The organism is Ramlibacter sp. (assembly GCF_028292805.1).
GTDB lineage: Bacteria > Pseudomonadota > Gammaproteobacteria > Burkholderiales > Burkholderiaceae_C > Ramlibacter.
Map to the genome: position 1 here is coordinate 1 of NZ_JAQGLS010000078.1, position 16,858 is coordinate 16,858.

The window sequence follows — 16,858 nt, forward strand, 5'->3', positions numbered from 1 at the left end:
ACGGAGCCGTCATGGGCAACAAGATCGTCACCGAAGCGGATCGCCGCGCCACCCCCAAAGCCGTCGCCCCGAATGGCGTGACCCTCACCGCCGGCCACGGCCAGAAGATCAGCCTGGAACGCGGTTCCCACACCCGCAGCAAGAAGAACCCCGGCAAGCGCCCCCGCAAGGGCGGCTGAGTCCCCTCGGCCTGCACGATCCGCCGCCCGTGGGCGGCGTTTTGCATTCAGGCCCCAACCCTGGCCCCGCGATGCTGAGAATCACCGAACTGCGACTGCCCCTGGACCACGCCGACGACGCGGTGCGTGCCGCCGTCGTGCGCCGCCTCGGCATTGCGGACGCCGACCTGCTCTCCTGCGAGGTCTTCAGGCGGGCCTACGACGCCCGCAAGAAGAGCGCCATCGTCCTGACCTACACGGTCGACTGCCAGCTGCGCGACGAGGCGGCGGTGCTGGCGGCCAGACAGGGCGACCCGCACGTGAAGCCGGCGCCGGACACCCGCTACCGCTTCGCCGGGCATGCGCCGGCCGACTTCTTCGCCACCGAGCGGCCCCGGCCGCTGGTGGTGGGCTTCGGCCCCTGCGGCATCTTCGCCGCCCTGCTGCTGGCGCAGATGGGCCTGCGGCCCATCGTGCTGGAGCGCGGCAAGGAAGTGCGCCAGCGCACCCAGGACACCTGGGGCCTGTGGCGCCGCGGCGTGCTGGACCCCGAGTCCAACGTGCAGTTCGGCGAAGGCGGCGCCGGCACCTTCAGCGACGGCAAGCTGTGGAGCCAGATCAGCGACCCGCGCCACCTCACCCGCAAGGTGCTGGCCGAGTTCGTCAAGGCCGGCGCGCCCGACGAGATCCTGTTCGTCAGCAAGCCGCACATCGGCACCTTCCGGCTGGTCGGGGTGGTGGAGAAGATGCGCGCCGAGATCGTGGCGCTGGGCGGCGAGGTGCGCTTTGGCCAGCAGGTGAGCGACGTGCTGATCGAGCGCGCCGGCGAGCAGGCGCAGCTGCGCGGCGTGACGCTGGCCTCGGGCGAGCAATTGCGCGCCGACCACGTCGTGCTGGCGCTGGGCCACAGTGCCCGTGACACCTTCACCATGCTGCACGAACGCGGCGTCTTCATGGAAGCCAAGCCGTTCTCGGTGGGCTTTCGCATCGAGCACCCGCAAGGGCTGATCGACAATGCGCGCTTCGGCCCCAACGCCGGCAACCCAATCCTGGGCGCGGCCGACTACAAGCTGGTGCACCACGCCAAGAATGGCCGCAGCGTCTACAGCTTCTGCATGTGCCCCGGCGGCACCGTGGTGGCGGCGACCTCGGAGCCGGACCGCGTGGTCACCAACGGCATGAGCCAGTACTCGCGCAACGAGCGCAACGCCAACGCCGGCATCGTGGTCGGCGTCACCCCGCAGGACTACCGGCAGGACGGCGCCACCGAAGGCCCGGTGAATCCGCTGGACGGCATGCGCTTCCAGCGCCTGTGGGAATCGCGCGCCTTCGAGCTGGGCGAGGGCGGCTACGTCGCGCCGGGCCAGCTGGTGGGCGACTTCGTCAAACGCCAGCGCAGCAGCGTGCTGGGCAAGGTGCTGCCTTCGTACCAGCCGGGCGTGCGCCTGACCGACCTGGCCCAGCCGGGCCGCGGCAGCCTGCCCGAGTACGCGCTCGACGCGATCCGCGAGGCGCTGCCCGCCTTCGAGCGGCAGATCGCCGGCTTTGCCATGCCGGATGCGGTGCTGACCGGCGTCGAGACGCGCACCTCGTCGCCACTGCGCATCACGCGCGATCGCCAGCACCAAAGCCTGAACGTGCGCGGCCTTTATCCCGCGGGCGAGGGCGCTGGCTATGCGGGCGGCATCATGTCCGCCGGGGTCGACGGCATCGAGGTCGCCGAGTCGGTGGCGCGCGCGCTGCTGGGCCTGGCGGCGGACGCGTCGCTGCCGCCCCGGTAGCGTCCCGCCGGCCATGGGCCGACCCCCTGCGCAACCGGCGGCCACCCGAGCCGTCCGATCAAGTGGGTGGTCCCGTCCGCCGGGCGGTTCCACCGCCTGGTGGCGCGGCTGATGGGGCAGTGGCTGTCGCAGCGTCGGCCAGCAGGTGCGGGGGGAGAACAAGTCCGGTGGCGGCAACAACCTCGGCACGGAGTTCGCCATCAAGCCGGCTGCCGACGGCGCTCAAAGCAGTGCCCGGCTACCAGACCAGCGCCTGGTTCGGCGTGGCCGTGTCCAAGGCACGGCGTCGGCCGTGATCGTTGCGCCGGCAGCGGCGCTTGTCTGCTTTTTCGATCGCGTTGGCGCGTGTAGGCGGCCTCTTACGCAGCGACGCGCGGGGCACCTTCGGGTAGCTCATGCGGTGACATCTAGATTCGTTCGGTCACACAATGACCATGCCAGACACGTTTTCTTCCAACTTGGCCTTCAACGCTGGCAACTACCACGCCGGGCTGGAAGCCGCCGCCGCGATCGTCGCCGTCGTCATCCTGCTGTCCTCGCTGGACGACCTGTTCATCGACGGCTGGTACTGGTGTCGCCGCCTGCTGCGTTGGTGGACGCTGGAGCGCACCGGCCGGCTGCAACCGCTGACGCCACTGCAGCTGAGCGAACGCAGCGAGCAGCCGATCGCCGTCATGGTGCCGGCCTGGCAGGAGTCCGACGTGATCGCCTCCATGGTGGAAAACCTGATGCAGGTGCTCGACTACCAGCAGTACGTCGTCTTCATCGGCACCTACGTCAACGACGCCGCGACGGTGGCGGAGGTGGAGCGCATGTGCCGCCGCTACCGCCGGCTGCGCCGGGTCGAGGTGCCGCACCCCGGACCAACCTGCAAGGCCGATTGCCTGAACCACGTGGTCGACGCGATCTTCGCGCACGAGCAGCTGACCGGCACCAGCTTCGCCGGCGTGGTCCTGCACGACAGCGAAGATGTGCTGCATCCGCTGGAGCTGAAGTTCTTCAACTACCTGCTGCCGCGCAAGGACATGATCCAGCTGCCCGTGGCGTCCCTGGAGCGCAGGCTCGGCGAGCTGGTGGCCGGCACCTACATGGACGAGTTTGCCGAAAGCCATGGCAAGGAAATGCTGGTGCGCGAGAGCGTCGCCGGCACCGTGCCGTCGGCCGGCGTCGGCACCTGCTTTTCGCGGCGCGCCCTCGCCGCGCTGGTGGGCTCCACCGGCAACAGCCCGTTCAACATCTGCAGCCTGACCGAGGACTACGACGTCGGCATGCGGCTGCAGGCGCTGGGCATGGCGTCGATCTTCGGCGTCTTTCCGGTCACCTACCGCGTGCGGCGACGCAACTGGCGCGGCGTCCAGATCGAGCAGGATGTGCACGCACCGATGTCGGTGCGCGAATTCTTTCCCGACAGCTTTCGTGCCGCCTACCGGCAGAAGTCACGCTGGGTGCTCGGCATCGGGCTGCAAGGCTGGCACCAGATTCCCTGGCGCGGCCGCACGACCGCGGCGCGTTATTTCCTGCTGCATGACCGCAAGGGCGTGGTCACGTCCTTCGTCAGCATCGTGGCGTACGCGATCGCCGCCCAGTTCTTGCTGCTGCACGCCGGCAGCGCTGCTGGCTGGTGGGCGCCGGTGCGCGCCGACCTGTTCGCCGCCGGCAGCTCCTGGCGGTCGCTGGTCTGGGTCAATGCCGGTTTCCTCACCTTGCGCGTGGCGCAGCGGATGTACTTCACCGCTCGCCTGTACGGCGGCCTGCACGGCCTGATGTCGCTGCCGCGCATGGTCATCGGCAACTTCGTCAATTGCCTGGCGGTCGGCCGCGCGTGGCGGCTGTACCTGCTCTCGATGGTGTTGGGCCGCAAGCTGGTGTGGGACAAGACGGCACACGATTTCCCCAGCGCCGACCAGCTGGTGCGCGACCGCCAGCGACTCGGGGAGCTGCTGCGCACCTGGGAGGCGGTGGCGCCGGACCACCTGGAGCAGGCACTGCGGGCGCAGGTGGCGCAGCCGGGTCCGCTGGGCCAGCTGCTGGTGGCGCGCGGCTGGCTGGACGAAGAGACACTGGCGGAAGCGCTCGCCTACCAGGCCGACCTGGGGCGGGCGCAGCTCGACGCGGGCCAGGTGCGACGGCATGCGGCGTCATTGCCCATGGACGTCGCATTGCGCCTGCGCGCAGTGTGCATCGGAGCGGACACCGCCGGCCGCCCGCTCCTTGCCGTGGCCACGCCGCTGGACGAGCCAGCGCTGCTGGAAGCCAGCCGGCACCTGGGCGCGGTGCCGCGGCAGCAGATCGCGCGGGACAGCGAACTCGCCGCCGCCTTGGAGGAGCTGCAGGCGCAGGCTTTCGAATTCGCGGTGCGCACCGAGGTGCAGCCCGCGCAAGAGATCCAGGCCGCGCTGCTGGCCCAGGCGCTGCAGCTTCAGGCCAGCAGGCCGGCGGTGATTTCGTAGGACCGCAGCCGCGCGGCGTGGTCGTACATCTGCGAGGTGATCATCAGTTCGTCGGCGCCGGTGCGCTCGATGAACTCGCGCAGCCCGCGTCGCACCGTATCGGGCGAGCCGATGGCGGTGGCGGCGAGCACGCCGTCCAGCATCGTGCGCTCTTGCGGCCCCAGCCGCTCCAGGTAGCCGGGCAGCGGCCGCTGCAGCTTGGTGGGCCGGCCGCTGCGCAAGTTGACGAAGGCCTGCTGCATCGAGGTGGCCAGCACCTGCGCCTGGGCGTCGGTGTCGGCCGCGAACACGTTGAAGCCGAGCATGACGTAAGGCTTGGCCAGCTGCGCCGAAGGCTTGAAGGTGGCGCGGTAGATCTCGATCGCCTGCATCATCTGCTGCGGCGCGAAGTGCGACGCGAATGCGTAGGGCAGCCCCAGCATCGCGGCCAGCTGGGCCCCGAACAGGCTGGAGCCCAGGATCCAGATCGGCACCTGCAGCCCGGTGCCCGGCACCGCGCGCACCGACTGCCGCGGCTGCTGCGACAGCAGATCCATCAGTTCGACCACGTCACGCGGAAATTCGTCCGGGTCGGTCTGCAGGTTGCGCCGCAGCGCGCGGGCGGTGATCTGGTCGGAGCCGGGCGCCCGGCCGAGGCCCAGGTCGATCCGGCCGGGGTAGAGCGACTCCAGCGTGCCGAACTGCTCGGCGATCACCAGCGGCGAGTGGTTGGGCAGCATGACGCCGCCGGCGCCGACCCGGATGGTCTTGGTGCCGCCGGCCACGTAGCCGATCAGCACGGCGGTGGCGGCACTGGCGATGCCCGGCATGCCGTGGTGTTCGGCCAGCCAGAAACGCCGGTAGCCCAGGTCTTCCGCCCGCTGGGCCAGCGACAGGCTGTTGCGGAACGACTGGGCGGCGTCGCTGCCTTCAGTGATGGGGGACAGGTCGAGGACGGAAAGCGAAGTCATCCAGGGTATCTGGGGCTGCCTGGCGCGATGGCAAGTGCGGCGGCCGCTGCTTGCACGATTCGCCCCATGCTCATCCGCCGGCGCCTGCTGCTTCTCACCCCGCCGCGCTGTCGCGCTCGCGCCTGCGCGGGTTCGCGCGCCCGGCTAGGGCAGACGGCGCGGCGGCTGGGGCTGCAACCGGCGCGTTGAGCGCTCAGCCTCCTAGGCCGGCGCGCGCAGCGTGAAGAAGAAGGTGGCGCCTTCGTCGGGCGTGGCCTGGCACCACACCTTGCCGCCATGCAGCGCCAGGATCCGCTGCACCGTCGCCAGACCGACGCCGGTACCGGGGAATTCGCTGCTGGTGTGCATGCGCTGGAATGGCTGGAACAGCGCGCTGGCTTCATTGCTGTTGAAGCCGGCGCCGTTGTCGCTGACGAAGAAGGTCTGCCAGCCCTCCGCCTGCGCGTCGTCGAGCCGGCCGAAGGTGATGCGCGCCGGGTTGCGGGCGCCGCTGAATTTCCAGGCGTTGCCCAGCAGGTTGTCCAGCACCTGGCGCAGCAGCGGCGCGTCGGCGCGCGCGGCCAGGTCGTCCTGCACGTGGATCTCCACCGGCCGCCGCGGCTGCGCATCCCGCAGCTGCCCCAGCAGCTCGTTGGCGATGCCCGTGAGGTCCACCCGCACCAGCCGCAACGGCGCGCGGGTGAGCTTGCCCAGGTCCAGCAGGTGCTGCGTCAGCTCGTTCATCTGGCTGGCATTGGCGCGGATGCGGGCCAGGTAGCGCACGTGCTTGTCGCCGCCGGCCGAGGCCACCACGGCTTCGAGTTCGGCGGCGAAGGCGTCGATCGCGGCCAGCGGCGCGCGCACGTCGTGGGCGATGGTGTAGGAGAAGCTTTCCAGGTCGCGATAGGCCTGCTCCAGCTGCAGGGTGCGTTGCTGCACCTGCGCATCCAGCTGCTGGTTCAGGTTCTGCAACTGCGTGCGGGCCCGGCTGAGCGACTTGGCGCGGCGCGTGCTTTCCAGCTGCAGCCGGTTGAGCACCAGGTACACGCCCAGGATCGCCAGCGACATCACGGCGCACACCAGCAGGTAGAACAGGCGCCGCTGCTGGAAGGCGGCCAGCGCGTCGGCGCGCGACGTCGCCACCACCACCTGCAGTTCCCAGGCCGGCAGGGCACGCACCGACACCAGCTGCTCCTGCGCCCCGATCGAAGGCGTGGCGCCGTCGGGGCGCTGGTGGCGCAGGACGGCGAGAGCCTGGGCGTCTTCCTGCCGCGACAGCGCGCCGGAGCCGGACTGCCAGGCGGCCCGCGCCGCACCGTCGTCGCCCACCAGAACGACGGTGGTGGCGTCGCGCAAGCGCGCCGACGCCATGATCCCCAGCATGCTGTGCACCGGCGCCAGCGCCACTGCGATGTCCGGCGCGCCGGTGCCGGGCGGCCCCATCGGCAGGCTCAGGGGCACCAGCAGCGCGCCGCCGGTGCGCACCGGCGTGCCCACGGTCACCTCGGTGGAGGTCCGCGTACCGGCCTGCAGCCGCGCGCAGTCGGCGGCGTCGAGAAAGGACGCCGGCCCGAGGATGCGGCCGTCGCCGGTGCAGACCGCCAGTTCGACGAAGGCGTCGTTGGCCCGCAGCCGCTCGTGCAGCAGCTCCACCAGCCGCGCCTCGCCTTCGTCACGATAGACGTTGGCCAGCAGCTGGTGGACCGCGCGGGCGTTGCGGAACACGCGCACGGCGTACAGGTCCACCGAGGTGGCCAGGTTGGCGTCGCGCTCGGCGGCGGTCTCCAGCGCCAGCCGGTGCTCGTGCGCCGTGTGCTCGGCGTAGGTGCCCCAGATCAGGAGCACGATGAACGCCATGACGGCGCCGAAGATGCGGCGCCAGTCGTTGGCCCCTTCCTGCAGCTGCTGCAGCTGGATCGCGGGCGCCGTCTCCAGAAAGTCGGGCTGGCCGCGCTGCGTTGGCATCAATGGGAGTCCTGTCCGGGCGTGCCTGGCTAGACGATCATCGGCGTGGCGGCGCCGTCCATTGACAACACGGCGCCGGAGATGTAGCTGGCCCGCGGCGAGGCGAGGAACACCACCGCCGCCGCAACTTCTTCCGCCGTCGCCATCCGCCCCAGCGGCATTTTCGCCTGGGCCTGGCGCAGCACTTCCTCGGGCGTGGTGTTGCGCAGCCTGGCGTCGGCGGCCAGGCCTTGGGCCACCCGCTCGGTCTGGGTCATGGCCGGATTGACCGCGTTGACCCGCACGCCCCGGGCGCCCCAGGCGGCCGCCAGGCCGGCGCTGGCCAGCATCAGGGCGGCATTGGCCGCGCCGCCGGCCAGGTGGGTGGGCGAGGCCACCTTGCCGCCCATGCCGACCACGTTGACGATGGCGCCGGCGCCGCGCGCGCCCATGCGGCGCACGACCGGGTCCAGCACATGGATGTAGGTGAAGAACTTGGCCTGCATGGCGTCGTGCCAGTCCTGGGGCTGCAGTTCGTCGAACGGGGTCCGCCTGGCCGCGCCGGCCGAATTCACCAGAATCTCGATTGGCCCGCCGGCAGCCTCGGCTTCGTCCACGGCCCGCAGCGCCTCGGCCGCGTCGGCCAGGTCGGCGCAGCAGCCGGTGGCGGTGAAGCCGGCCTGCCGCAGCTGCGCCAGTGCCTGGTCCATGTTGCCGCGGCTGCGCCCCACCAGGGTCACGCGCGCTCCTTCGCGCAGGAATTCGAGGGCGCAGGCCAGCCCGATGCCGCGGCTGCCGCCGGTGACCAGCACGTGCTTGCCTTTGAGTTCCAGGTCCATCGTCGTCCTTTCCTTGTTGCGGCCGTCAGGCCTGGGTGCGGCGCGCCAGCGCCCGTGCAAAAGCCCAGCCGGCCACCGGCAGGGCCAGCGCCGGCCCCAGCAGCAGGGGCGCGGCACCGAAGCGGTCGAAGGCCCAGCCGGCCAGCGTCACGCCGATTGCCTGGCCAAAGAACAGGCAGAACGCGAACAGCGCCACCGAGGTGCCGCGCACCGACGGGGCCATCTGCGTCGCATTGGTCTGCAGCGTGTTGTGGTACAGGTAGGTGCCGAAGCCTACCAGCAGCGCGACCGGCGCCGCCAGCCAGGCCAGCGGCGCCTGCCACCAGGCCAGGAAGCCCAGCCCCATGAAGGCGCCGCCGGCCAGCACCATGCGGCGCTCGCCCCAGCGGCGCACGATCCGCCGCGCCATCGCCGTGTAGACGAGGCCGCCGACGGCAAACAGCGCGACCAGGGCAGTGGCGACCGACAGCGCCAGCCCGAAGCGCTGGTGCAGGAAGGCCGGCAGGAAGGCCAGCGGCCCCATCAGGAAGATGCCTTCGGCCAGTGCCGAGGCCAGCACGACCCGGGCCCAGGGCTCGCGCAGCACCACCCCCAGTTGCGCCAGCAGCGGGAAGCGGCCGGTGCCGCGCTGCGGCGGCGGGGCCGCCGTGATGTGCCGCAGGCGCAGCAGCAGCAGCAGCGCCACCGCCAGGTAGCCCGCGAACAAGGCCAGGAAGGCGCCGCGCCAGCCGGCCGCCGAGTCGGCGAACAGGCCGCCGGCGAGCTGGCCGATCATCATCCCAGACAAGGTGCCCATCAACAGCCGCGCCAGCGTCTCCTGGCGCTGCGCGTACGGCACGTTGTCGCCGACCCAGGCCATCGCCAGCGGGACGATGCCGGCCGCGGCCAGCCCCCAGCCGACCCGCAGCCAGGTCAGGGCCTCGAAGCCCGGCGCGAAGGCGCAGGCGAGGGCGCCGGCCGCGCAGCCGAACAAGGCCACGCAGACCAGCCGCGCCTTGCCATAGCGGTCGCCCAGCGGCCCGAAGGCCAGCTGCGCCAGCCCGTAGGCGATGGAGAAGGTGATCACCACCCGGCCGGCCTGGCCGGCAGTGAGCACGAAGTCGCTGGCCAGCCGCGGGATCAGGCCGTCGCAGATGCGCAGCGCCGCGCCGCTGAGGAAGGCGGCCAGCGACAGCAGGGTGATGGCGGCGCGGGTGGCCGGCGGCAGGGCCGCGGGGGCGCTCTCGGCTTGGGTCACGGCGAGCCGGGCGTCAGCGACCGCGCCGGTGCCGGCGCACGAAGCTGGCGACGCGTTCGAGCAGCAGCTGCGGCTGGTCGCGGTGCGGCGAATGGCCGCAGGCCGGCAGCTCCAGCAGCTCGGTGCCGGGCACCCGGCTGGCAATGCCGCGGACCTGCTCCAGGGTGCCGTACTCGTCGTCCAGGCCCTGCACCGCCAGCACCGGGCAGCGGATGGCATCCAGTTCCTGCTCGATCGACCAGGCGCGAAAGGCCGGGTTTAACCAGGCCCCGTTCCAGCCTTCGAAGGCCGACGCCGGCTCGTCGTGGTAGCGCGCCAGCCGCTCGCGCAGGTCGCCATCGCGCCAGGCCGCGCGGGCCTGGGCGATGCTGTCGATCGACACGTCCTCCACCAGGATGTGCGGCGCCAGCACGATCGCGCCCTGTAGCCCGCCGGGCTGGTGCGCCGCGTACAGCAGGGCGATGGAGGCGCCGTCGCTGTGGCCGAACAGCCAGAGCTCCTCGCGGGACGGCTCGATGCCCAGCGCCCGCAGCAGGGCGGGCAGCACCTCGTCGGCCTGCCGGTGCATGAAGTCGGGCCCCCACTGTTCGCCCTCGGCGCGCGGCGTCGAGCGGCCGTAGCCGGGGCGCGAATACACCAGGCCGGCAGCGCCCAGGGCATCGCACAGGCGGGCCGGGAAGTCGCGCCACATGGCGACCGAGCCCAGGCCCTCGTGCAGGAACACCAGCAGCGGCGCGCGCCGGTCGCCGCTGCCCACCCACTGGTGTTCGATGCGCGCGGGGCGGCCGGCCCAGTCGATTTCGACGAAGGAGGAAGGGGGCGGGAAGGCGGCGGTCAAGAAGTCGTCCTGGCTCGAATGGGTGGCAGCCCCCGATTCTGCGGGCAACCGACGCTGGCCGGCCGGAAGGTTTTCAGTCTGCTGAGGCTCCGTCCTACGAACCGGGACTGCGCGGCGGGCGACCATGCGGGTGAACCACCGACTCCCATCATGAAAACCTTTCGTTGCCAGAAGTGCGGCCAGGCCCTGTTCTTCGAGAACGTGGAATGCCTGAACTGCAAGAGCCAGCTGGCCTTCCTGCCAGATCGAATGACCATGGCTGCGATCGAGCCGATCCAGGGCAGCGACGGCCGGTGGCAGATCAAGGCCCGCGGCCGCCGCCGCAAGGCGCCGCGCCAGTACCGCCTGTGCCGCAACACCGACCACGCGGCCTGCAATTTCGTGGTGCCCGCCGAGGACGACAACCCCTACTGCGTGGCCTGCCGGCTGACGCGGGTGCTGCCAGACCTGTCCAAACCCGAGAACCACCAGCGCTGGTACCGCATAGAAGTCGCCAAGCGGCGCCTGTTCTACACGCTGGCCAAGCTCGGGTTGATCTCGCCGGAGCCGCAGGGCGGCGAGCCGGACGGCCCGGTGTTCGAATTCCTGGAAGACCTGCCGGGCGCGCCGGTGATGACCGGCCACTCGGAAGGCCTGATCACCATCAACGTGGCCGAGGCCGACGACGACGAGCGGGTGCGCCGCCGCGTTGCGCTGCACGAGCCGTACCGTACCTTGCTCGGCCACTTCCGGCACGAGATCGGGCACTACTACTGGGACGTGCTGATCCGCGACGGCAACCAGGTCGAGCCTTTCCGGGAGGTGTTCGGCGACGAATCGGTCGATTACGGCGAGGCGCTTCGGCGCCACTACGAAGCCGGCGGCAACCCGGCCAACTGGCAGCTGGAACACGTCAGCGCCTATGCCACGTCCCACCCCTGGGAGGACTGGGCCGAGACCTGGGCCCACTACCTGCACATGGTCGACCTGCTGGAGACCGCGGCCTCCTACAACACGCGCATCACGCTGCCGGGCGACGACGAGGACGAGCTGGAAGAGCTGGTCAATCCGTTCGAGCAGAAGGCGCCGGTGTTCGAGGAACTGGTCGAGCAATGGGTGCCGATCACCTTGCTGGTCAACAGTCTGAACCGCAGCCTGGGCCAGGAGGACGCCTATCCGTTCGCGCTCACCGCCGGCGCACTGCGCAAGCTGCGCTACGTGCACGATGTGATCCAGGCCAACCGCAAGGCCCAGAAGGTCGATCAGGGCCTGGAGCAACCACCGGCATGAGCAATATGAACCTGCCCCGCGTGCAGTTGCTGGCCGGCGAGCACGAGCTTTACGCGCATGTCGCCCGCACGCCCGAGGAGCGCTCCCTCGGCCTCATGTTCCGGCGCGACCTTCCCGAAGACGAAGGGATGCTGTTCATGTGCGACGAGCGCGCGGTCCAGAAGTTCTGGATGAAGGACACACCGCTGCCATTGAGCATCGCCTTCCTCGACGAGGACGGCACCATCGTCAAGCTCGACGACATGGACCCGCATGCCCTGGACGGCTGCAGTTCGGAGCATCCGGTGCGCTGGGTGCTGGAGGTCAACCAGGGCTGGTTCGCCGAGCGGGCGATCCCGGCCGGCACGCGGCTGTCCGGTCCACCGTTCCTGCCGCAGGAAAGCGCATGACGGCCACGCCCCCCGAGCCGGCGCCGCTGCGGCCGGGCCAACCCTATCCGCTGGGCGCCAGCTGGGACGGCGAAGGCGTGAACTTCGCGCTGTACTCCGAGAACGCGACCAGGGTGGAGCTGTGCCTGTTCGACGAGGACGGCCACGAAACCCGCCTGCCGTTGCGAGAGCAGACCGCGTTTGTGTGGCACGGCTACGTGCCGCTGCTGCGGCCGGGCCAGCGCTATGGCTACCGGGTGCACGGCCCGTACGAGCCGGACCAGGGGCTGCGCTTCAATCCGAATGTGGTCCTGCTCGATCCGTACGCCAAGGCACTGGCCTCGGTGGAAAGCTTCGACCAGGGGGTGTTCGCCTACCGGCTGGGCGATGAGCGCGAGGACTACGCGATGCTGGAGGAGGAGGTGCGGGGCGTGCCGCTGGGCGTGGTGGTCGATCCGGCGTTCGACTGGCGCGGCGACCGCGCCCCCAACATCCCGCTGCACGAATCGGTGATCTACGAGACGCACGTCAAGGGCCTGAGCATGCTGCACCCCGACGTGCCGCAGGAGCTGCGCGGCACCTACCGCGGGCTGGCGCACCCGGCGATGGTCGGCTACCTGAAGGAACTGGGGGTCACGGCGATCGAGCTGATGCCGGTGCATGCGCACCTGGACGACCCGTTCCTTCTCGACAAGAAGCTGACCAACTACTGGGGCTATTCCACCCTGAATTTCTTCGCCCCGGAACTGCGCTACAGCGCGGCCTGCCGCCAGGGCGACCCGGTGGGGGCGGTGCGCGAGTTCAAGGACATGGTCAAGGCGCTGCACGCCGCCGGCCTGGAAGTGATCCTGGACGTGGTCTACAACCACACCTCCGAGGGCAACCACATGGGGCCCACGCTCAGCTTCAAGGGCATCGACAACCCGACCTACTACCGGCTGGTGCCGGACAGCCCACGCCACTACTTCGACTACACCGGCACCGGCAACACGCTCAACGTGCGGCACCCGCAGACCTTGCAGCTGATCATGGATTCGCTGCGCTACTGGGTGCAGGAGATGCACGTCGACGGCTTTCGCTTCGACCTGGCCAGCACGCTGGCGCGCGGGCTGCATGAAGTTGACCAGCTGTCGGGCTTCTTCACCATCATCCACCAGGACCCGATCATCAGCCAGGTCAAGCTGATCGCCGAGCCGTGGGACGTGGGCGAGGGCGGCTACCAGGTCGGCAACTTCCCGGTGAAGTGGGCCGAGTGGAACGGCGTTTACCGCGACTCGATCCGCGCCTTCTGGAAAGGGGAGGGCGGGCTGGCCAGCGACCTGGGTTACCGCCTGACGGGCTACAGCGACCTGTACCAGGGCGACGGCCGCAAGCCGTCGGCCAGCATCAACTTCATCACCGCGCACGACGGCTTCACCCTGCGCGACACCGTCTGCTACAACGACAAGCACAACGAGGCCAACCAGGAAGGCAACCAGGACGGGCACAACGACAACCGCTCCTGGAACTGCGGCGCCGAGGGCGAGACCGACGACGAGGAAGTCAACCGCCTGCGGGCGCGCCAGCAGCGCAACTTCCTGGCCACGCTGCTCCTGAGCCAGGGCACGCCCATGCTGCTGGGGGGCGACGAATTCGGCAACAGCCAGGGCGGCAACAACAACGCCTACTGTCAGGACAACGAGATCAGCTGGTACGACTGGCAGCGCAAGGACGAGGCCCTGCTGGCCTTCACGCAACGCCTCATCCGCATCCGCAAGGAGCATCCGGCGCTGCGCCGGCAGAAGTTCTTCTCGGGACGGCCGATCCGCGGCACCGATGTGCACGACGTCATGTGGTTCCGCCACGACGGCCTGGAGATGACGGACGAAGACTGGCGCAACCCGCACACGCAATCGCTGGCGATGTTCCTGGCCGGCAACGGTCTCAAGGAGGTCGACGCGCTCGGCCAGCCGCGGCGCGACGACCACCTGCTGCTGATGCTGTCGTCCTCGCACGAGGACCTGGAGTTCACGCTGCCCAGAGTGGGCGACTGCGTCGAGTGGGAACTGCTGCTCGACACCAGCGACGACACCGCCGAACAGGTGCATCCTTGCGGCGACAAGACGATGCTGAACGCGCGCTCGTTGATGTTGTTTCGCTGCGTTGTCGACGGCTGACGTCGGCAGCCCTCGATCTCTGGCTCAGGGAATGCTGCCGTCGCCCACCGGGACCTGGTGCGCCAGGCCGGTGATGGCGTAGCCCTTCTCGGCGATCTGGTCGGCGGGGCTGTCGATCTGGTACGGGTGGAGGTGCTCCTTGGTCTCGTCGATGTGCACGCCCACCTTGCGCTGCGCCCAGTCCACGTTGGTGGCTTCTTCCGGGATCGGCTGGCCGTGGGGAACCAGGAGGTAGGAAACCTTGTTGTCCGCCTCCGGGCGGCGGTAGATGTCGACCTGCATGTGCTTCCTTCGCGTCGGTTGTGCAGGCTGCATGATGACAAAGGACGGGCCGGCGCGGTGTCGGAACAGGCCCCGTTCCTGCTCCGCGGTGCTCACCTCTTCAGGAGGCTGTACAATTCGATCCTCCTGAGGCGCCCAGGTGGCGGAATTGGTAGACGCACTAGTTTCAGGTACTAGCGAGTAACATCGTGGAGGTTCGAGTCCTCTCCTGGGCACCAACGTATTCGGGTCGGCGCAACGCCGGCCCCGGTCAGGCTCCTGCCTCGAACAGGCTCAGGCCGCAGGCCGCCGCCCCGCGCCGGATAATCGGCTCCGCACAGCAAGGAGCTTTCCCCGCATGAATGGCGCCCGCAGCCTCGTCGACACCCTCCTGCGCTGCGGCGTGGACACCTGTTTCGCCAACCCCGGCACCAGCGAGATGCACTTCGTCGCCGCGCTCGACGAGAGCGCCCGCATGCGCTGCGTGCTCGGCCTGCAGGAGAACGTCGTCACCGGGATGGCCGACGGCTACTGGCGCATCGCCGGCAAGCCGGCCTGCACCCTGCTGCATTGCGGGCCGGGCCTGGCCAATGGTCTGGCCAACCTGCACAACGCGCGCCGGGCTCGTAGCGGCATCGTCAACATCGTTGGCGACCAGGCCAGCTGGCACCGGCCGCACGACGCGCCGCTGACCGCCGACACCGACGCCCTGGCGCGCACCGTCTCGGCCTGGGTCCGCACCAGCACGCGCTCCGGCCACGTCGGTCGCGATGCCGCTGGTGCGGTGCAGGCCGCGCGTACCTTCCCCGGCCAGATCGCCACGCTGATCCTGCCATCCGATGCGTCGTGGGATGCGGGCGGCAGCGTCGCCCAGCCGCTGGCCGTGCCGCCGCCGCCGGCGATCGATCCGTTCGCCGTCGAGTCCGCCGCCCGCGCGCTGCGCAGTGGCGGCGGCAAGGTGCTGGTGCTGCTGGCCGGCCGCGCGGTCCAGGCCGAAGGGCAGGCGCTGGCCTGGCGCATTGCCAGTGCCACCGGCGCCCGCCTGCTGGCCGACTACGTCAACGCCCACGTGGCGCGCGGGCGCGGCCGGCTGCAACTGGAACGGGTTCCCTACAACACCGACCTGGCCATCGCGGCGCTCGCCGGCTTCGATCACATCGTGCTGGTCGGCGCCAAGGCGCCGGTGGGCTTTTTCGCCTACCCGGGCAAACCTTCCATCCAGTACCCGCCGCAGGCGCAGCTGCACCTGCTGGCGCGACCCGAGCAGGACGGCGTGGCGGCCTTGCGCGCGCTGGTCGAGGCGCTGGGTGCACCCGAGGTCGCGCTGCCCGAGGCGGGGCCGCGGCCCGGCATCGCCGCCGGCGCACCCACGCCGGAAGCGCTGGCGCAGACGCTGGCCGCCTTGCTGCCCGAGCATGCGATCGTCTCGGACGAAAGCATCTCCTATGGCCGCGGCTTCTACCACCACACCCATGCCGCGCCGGCGCACGACTGGCTGCACCTGGCCGGCGGTGCCATCGGCGACGGCATGCCGGTGGCCACCGGCGCGGCGATCGCCGGCGGCGGCCGCCGCGTGGTCAACCTGCAGGCCGACGGCTCGGCCATGTATTCGCTGCAGTCGCTGTGGACGCAGGCGCGCGAGCGGCTGCCAGTGACCACCGTGCTGATCGACAACCGCCGCTACAACATCCTGATCGGGGAGTTCAAGGACGTCGGCGCCACGCCGGGGCCGACCGCCATGCGGATGCTGGATCTGGGCGATCCCGCGCTCGACTGGGTGGCGCTGGCCAAGGGCATGGGCGTGGAGGCGGCGCGCGCGACCACGATGGAGCAGTGCGCCGACCTGATGGCGAAAAGCTTCCGCCAGGACGGGCCGTTCCTGATCGACCTGGTGGTGTGAGCTGGCGCGAGGGCGGGCGCGTCATCACACGCCTCGTATGCCCGTACGTACGCCCTTCCAGGTACGCCGACATGTCAGGAGCTTTGAATCTTCGAGGGGAAAAGCTTGCATCCGCGAGACTGACCGAGGTGGATTTCGAAGAGCGCAGCGACCGCTACGCGCGTGCCACGAAAGATTCAGGCGCCGCCAACACGGCTGGGTCTCGTCCACCGCAGAACAACTGGACCAGTCAATCATGACGCTCATGCTCGCACTGACGGTGAGTGATGGCTAAGCTGGTTTGGCCATCAAACCCACCACCAAAACCTGCCCTGCACGCTGCTGCCCCATCTTCACTCTTCCCAGTCAACAAGGAAGGAGCAGTGCGCAGCACTGCTCCTTCGAGCTGCACGCCGATGGTAATTTCGTGGAAAATGCCGCGCCGCGCGGCTCTGGGACAATCGCGCCATGACCGAAGCCAGCCCCCAGCCGCAGCCGCCCCTGCCCGACCGCCTCTCCGCCGAGCCGCGCAGCCCGTTCCATGTCGCCGAAATCTTCCAGCACGACGTGGGCATCCGCCTGAACGGCAAGGAACGTACCGACGTCGAGGAGTACTGCATCAGCGAAGGCTGGGTGATGGTCCCGGCCGGCAAGACGCTGGACCGCAAGGGCAAGCCCCTGCTGCTCAAGCTCAAGGGCAAGGTCGAGGCGTTCTACAAATGACCCTTCATCGCCGCGCAGCGGAAGTG

General features: G+C 70.0%; 14 protein-coding genes and 1 tRNA gene. 9 read left to right on the plus strand and 6 right to left on the minus strand.

The features are described 5' to 3' along the window. Positions 1 to 11: 11 nt before the first annotated feature. From JWP65_RS04155 to JWP65_RS04165, 3 genes are all read left to right on the plus strand, one after another. The gene (locus JWP65_RS04155; protein WP_299760631.1) at positions 12 to 179 is read left to right on the plus strand and encodes a hypothetical protein; all 168 of its coding nucleotides are present in this window, start codon (positions 12 to 14) and stop codon (positions 177 to 179) included. A gap of 71 nt (positions 180 to 250) precedes the next feature. Next, on the plus strand, positions 251 to 1,939 hold the full coding sequence (locus tag JWP65_RS04160) for an NAD(P)/FAD-dependent oxidoreductase (RefSeq protein WP_299760633.1): 1,689 nt from the start codon (positions 251 to 253) through the stop codon (positions 1,937 to 1,939). Positions 1,940 to 2,373: 434 nt separating this feature from the next. Further along, the gene (locus JWP65_RS04165) at positions 2,374 to 4,389 is read left to right on the plus strand and encodes a glycosyl transferase family protein (protein ID WP_299760634.1); all 2,016 of its coding nucleotides are present in this window, start codon (positions 2,374 to 2,376) and stop codon (positions 4,387 to 4,389) included. On the opposite strand, the gene JWP65_RS04170 is transcribed toward JWP65_RS04165, so the two are convergent. The 5 genes from JWP65_RS04170 to JWP65_RS04190 form a co-directional block, all read right to left on the minus strand. Next, positions 4,359 to 5,339, minus strand: a complete 981-nt coding sequence (locus JWP65_RS04170; RefSeq protein WP_299760636.1) for an LLM class flavin-dependent oxidoreductase — start codon at positions 5,337 to 5,339, stop codon at positions 4,359 to 4,361. The genes JWP65_RS04165 and JWP65_RS04170 overlap by 31 nt on opposite strands. Before the next feature lie 201 nt (positions 5,340 to 5,540). Further along, positions 5,541 to 7,283 (minus strand): ATP-binding protein, encoded by a 1,743-nt coding sequence (locus JWP65_RS04175; RefSeq protein ID WP_299760638.1) that lies wholly within the window; start codon positions 7,281 to 7,283, stop codon positions 5,541 to 5,543. Between the two features lie 29 nt (positions 7,284 to 7,312). Then, positions 7,313 to 8,101 carry an SDR family oxidoreductase gene (locus JWP65_RS04180; RefSeq protein WP_299760640.1) on the minus strand — a complete coding sequence of 263 codons (789 nt, stop codon included), beginning with the start codon at positions 8,099 to 8,101 and terminating at the stop codon, positions 7,313 to 7,315. A 25-nt stretch (positions 8,102 to 8,126) separates the two neighbouring features. Continuing rightward, positions 8,127 to 9,338, minus strand: coding sequence for an MFS transporter (locus JWP65_RS04185; protein ID WP_299760642.1), 1,212 nt, complete (start codon positions 9,336 to 9,338; stop codon positions 8,127 to 8,129). A gap of 13 nt (positions 9,339 to 9,351) precedes the next feature. Continuing rightward, positions 9,352 to 10,176: an alpha/beta hydrolase gene (locus tag JWP65_RS04190; protein ID WP_299760644.1), complete on the minus strand. Its 825-nt coding sequence runs from the start codon at positions 10,174 to 10,176 to the stop codon at positions 9,352 to 9,354. Between the two features lie 150 nt (positions 10,177 to 10,326). On the opposite strand from JWP65_RS04190, the gene JWP65_RS04195 reads away from it, so the two are divergent. From JWP65_RS04195 to glgX, 3 genes are read left to right on the plus strand one after another with little or no spacing between them, the layout of a single operon-like run. After that, positions 10,327 to 11,445 (plus strand): putative zinc-binding peptidase, encoded by a 1,119-nt coding sequence (locus JWP65_RS04195; protein WP_299760646.1) that lies wholly within the window; start codon positions 10,327 to 10,329, stop codon positions 11,443 to 11,445. Between the two features lie 5 nt (positions 11,446 to 11,450). Then, a complete protein-coding gene (locus JWP65_RS04200) occupies positions 11,451 to 11,834 on the plus strand; it encodes a DUF192 domain-containing protein (protein ID WP_299760648.1) in 384 nt (127 codons plus the stop codon). Beyond that, on the plus strand, positions 11,831 to 13,969 hold the full coding sequence (gene glgX, locus JWP65_RS04205) for a glycogen debranching protein GlgX (RefSeq protein ID WP_299760650.1): 2,139 nt from the start codon (positions 11,831 to 11,833) through the stop codon (positions 13,967 to 13,969). Before JWP65_RS04200 ends, glgX begins: the two co-directional genes overlap by 4 nt. Positions 13,970 to 13,993: 24 nt before the next feature. On the opposite strand, the gene JWP65_RS04210 is transcribed toward glgX, so the two are convergent. After that, positions 13,994 to 14,251, minus strand: a complete 258-nt coding sequence (locus JWP65_RS04210) for a DUF6139 family protein (RefSeq protein ID WP_299760651.1) — start codon at positions 14,249 to 14,251, stop codon at positions 13,994 to 13,996. A gap of 133 nt (positions 14,252 to 14,384) precedes the next feature. Between JWP65_RS04210 and JWP65_RS04215 the strand changes: the two genes are divergently transcribed. The 3 genes from JWP65_RS04215 to JWP65_RS04225 all read left to right on the plus strand — a co-directional run bounded on the left by JWP65_RS04215 (position 14,385) and on the right by JWP65_RS04225 (position 16,832). Continuing rightward, positions 14,385 to 14,469: transfer RNA gene (locus JWP65_RS04215), tRNA-Leu, on the plus strand. 119 nt (positions 14,470 to 14,588) lie between these two features. Further along, entirely contained in the window at positions 14,589 to 16,130 is a 1,542-nt protein-coding gene (locus JWP65_RS04220; protein ID WP_299760653.1) for an acetolactate synthase large subunit, read from the plus strand. Between the two features lie 447 nt (positions 16,131 to 16,577). Continuing rightward, positions 16,578 to 16,832: a DUF3297 family protein gene (locus tag JWP65_RS04225; protein WP_299760655.1), complete on the plus strand. Its 255-nt coding sequence runs from the start codon at positions 16,578 to 16,580 to the stop codon at positions 16,830 to 16,832. Positions 16,833 to 16,858 lie beyond the last annotated feature (26 nt).

Coding starts and splice junctions, on each gene's coding strand:
- JWP65_RS04155 (WP_299760631.1), top strand. CDS start 12: ATGGGCAACAAGATCGTCACCGAAGCGGATCGCCGCGCCACCCCCAAA.
- JWP65_RS04160 (WP_299760633.1), top strand. CDS start 251: ATGCTGAGAATCACCGAACTGCGACTGCCCCTGGACCACGCCGACGAC.
- JWP65_RS04165 (WP_299760634.1), top strand. CDS start 2,374: ATGCCAGACACGTTTTCTTCCAACTTGGCCTTCAACGCTGGCAACTAC.
- JWP65_RS04170 (WP_299760636.1), bottom strand. CDS start 5,339: ATGACTTCGCTTTCCGTCCTCGACCTGTCCCCCATCACTGAAGGCAGC.
- JWP65_RS04175 (WP_299760638.1), bottom strand. CDS start 7,283: ATGCCAACGCAGCGCGGCCAGCCCGACTTTCTGGAGACGGCGCCCGCG.
- JWP65_RS04180 (WP_299760640.1), bottom strand. CDS start 8,101: ATGGACCTGGAACTCAAAGGCAAGCACGTGCTGGTCACCGGCGGCAGC.
- JWP65_RS04195 (WP_299760646.1), top strand. CDS start 10,327: ATGAAAACCTTTCGTTGCCAGAAGTGCGGCCAGGCCCTGTTCTTCGAG.
- JWP65_RS04200 (WP_299760648.1), top strand. CDS start 11,451: ATGAACCTGCCCCGCGTGCAGTTGCTGGCCGGCGAGCACGAGCTTTAC.
- glgX (WP_299760650.1), top strand. CDS start 11,831: ATGACGGCCACGCCCCCCGAGCCGGCGCCGCTGCGGCCGGGCCAACCC.
- JWP65_RS04210 (WP_299760651.1), bottom strand. CDS start 14,251: ATGCAGGTCGACATCTACCGCCGCCCGGAGGCGGACAACAAGGTTTCC.
- JWP65_RS04220 (WP_299760653.1), top strand. CDS start 14,589: ATGAATGGCGCCCGCAGCCTCGTCGACACCCTCCTGCGCTGCGGCGTG.
- JWP65_RS04225 (WP_299760655.1), top strand. CDS start 16,578: ATGACCGAAGCCAGCCCCCAGCCGCAGCCGCCCCTGCCCGACCGCCTC.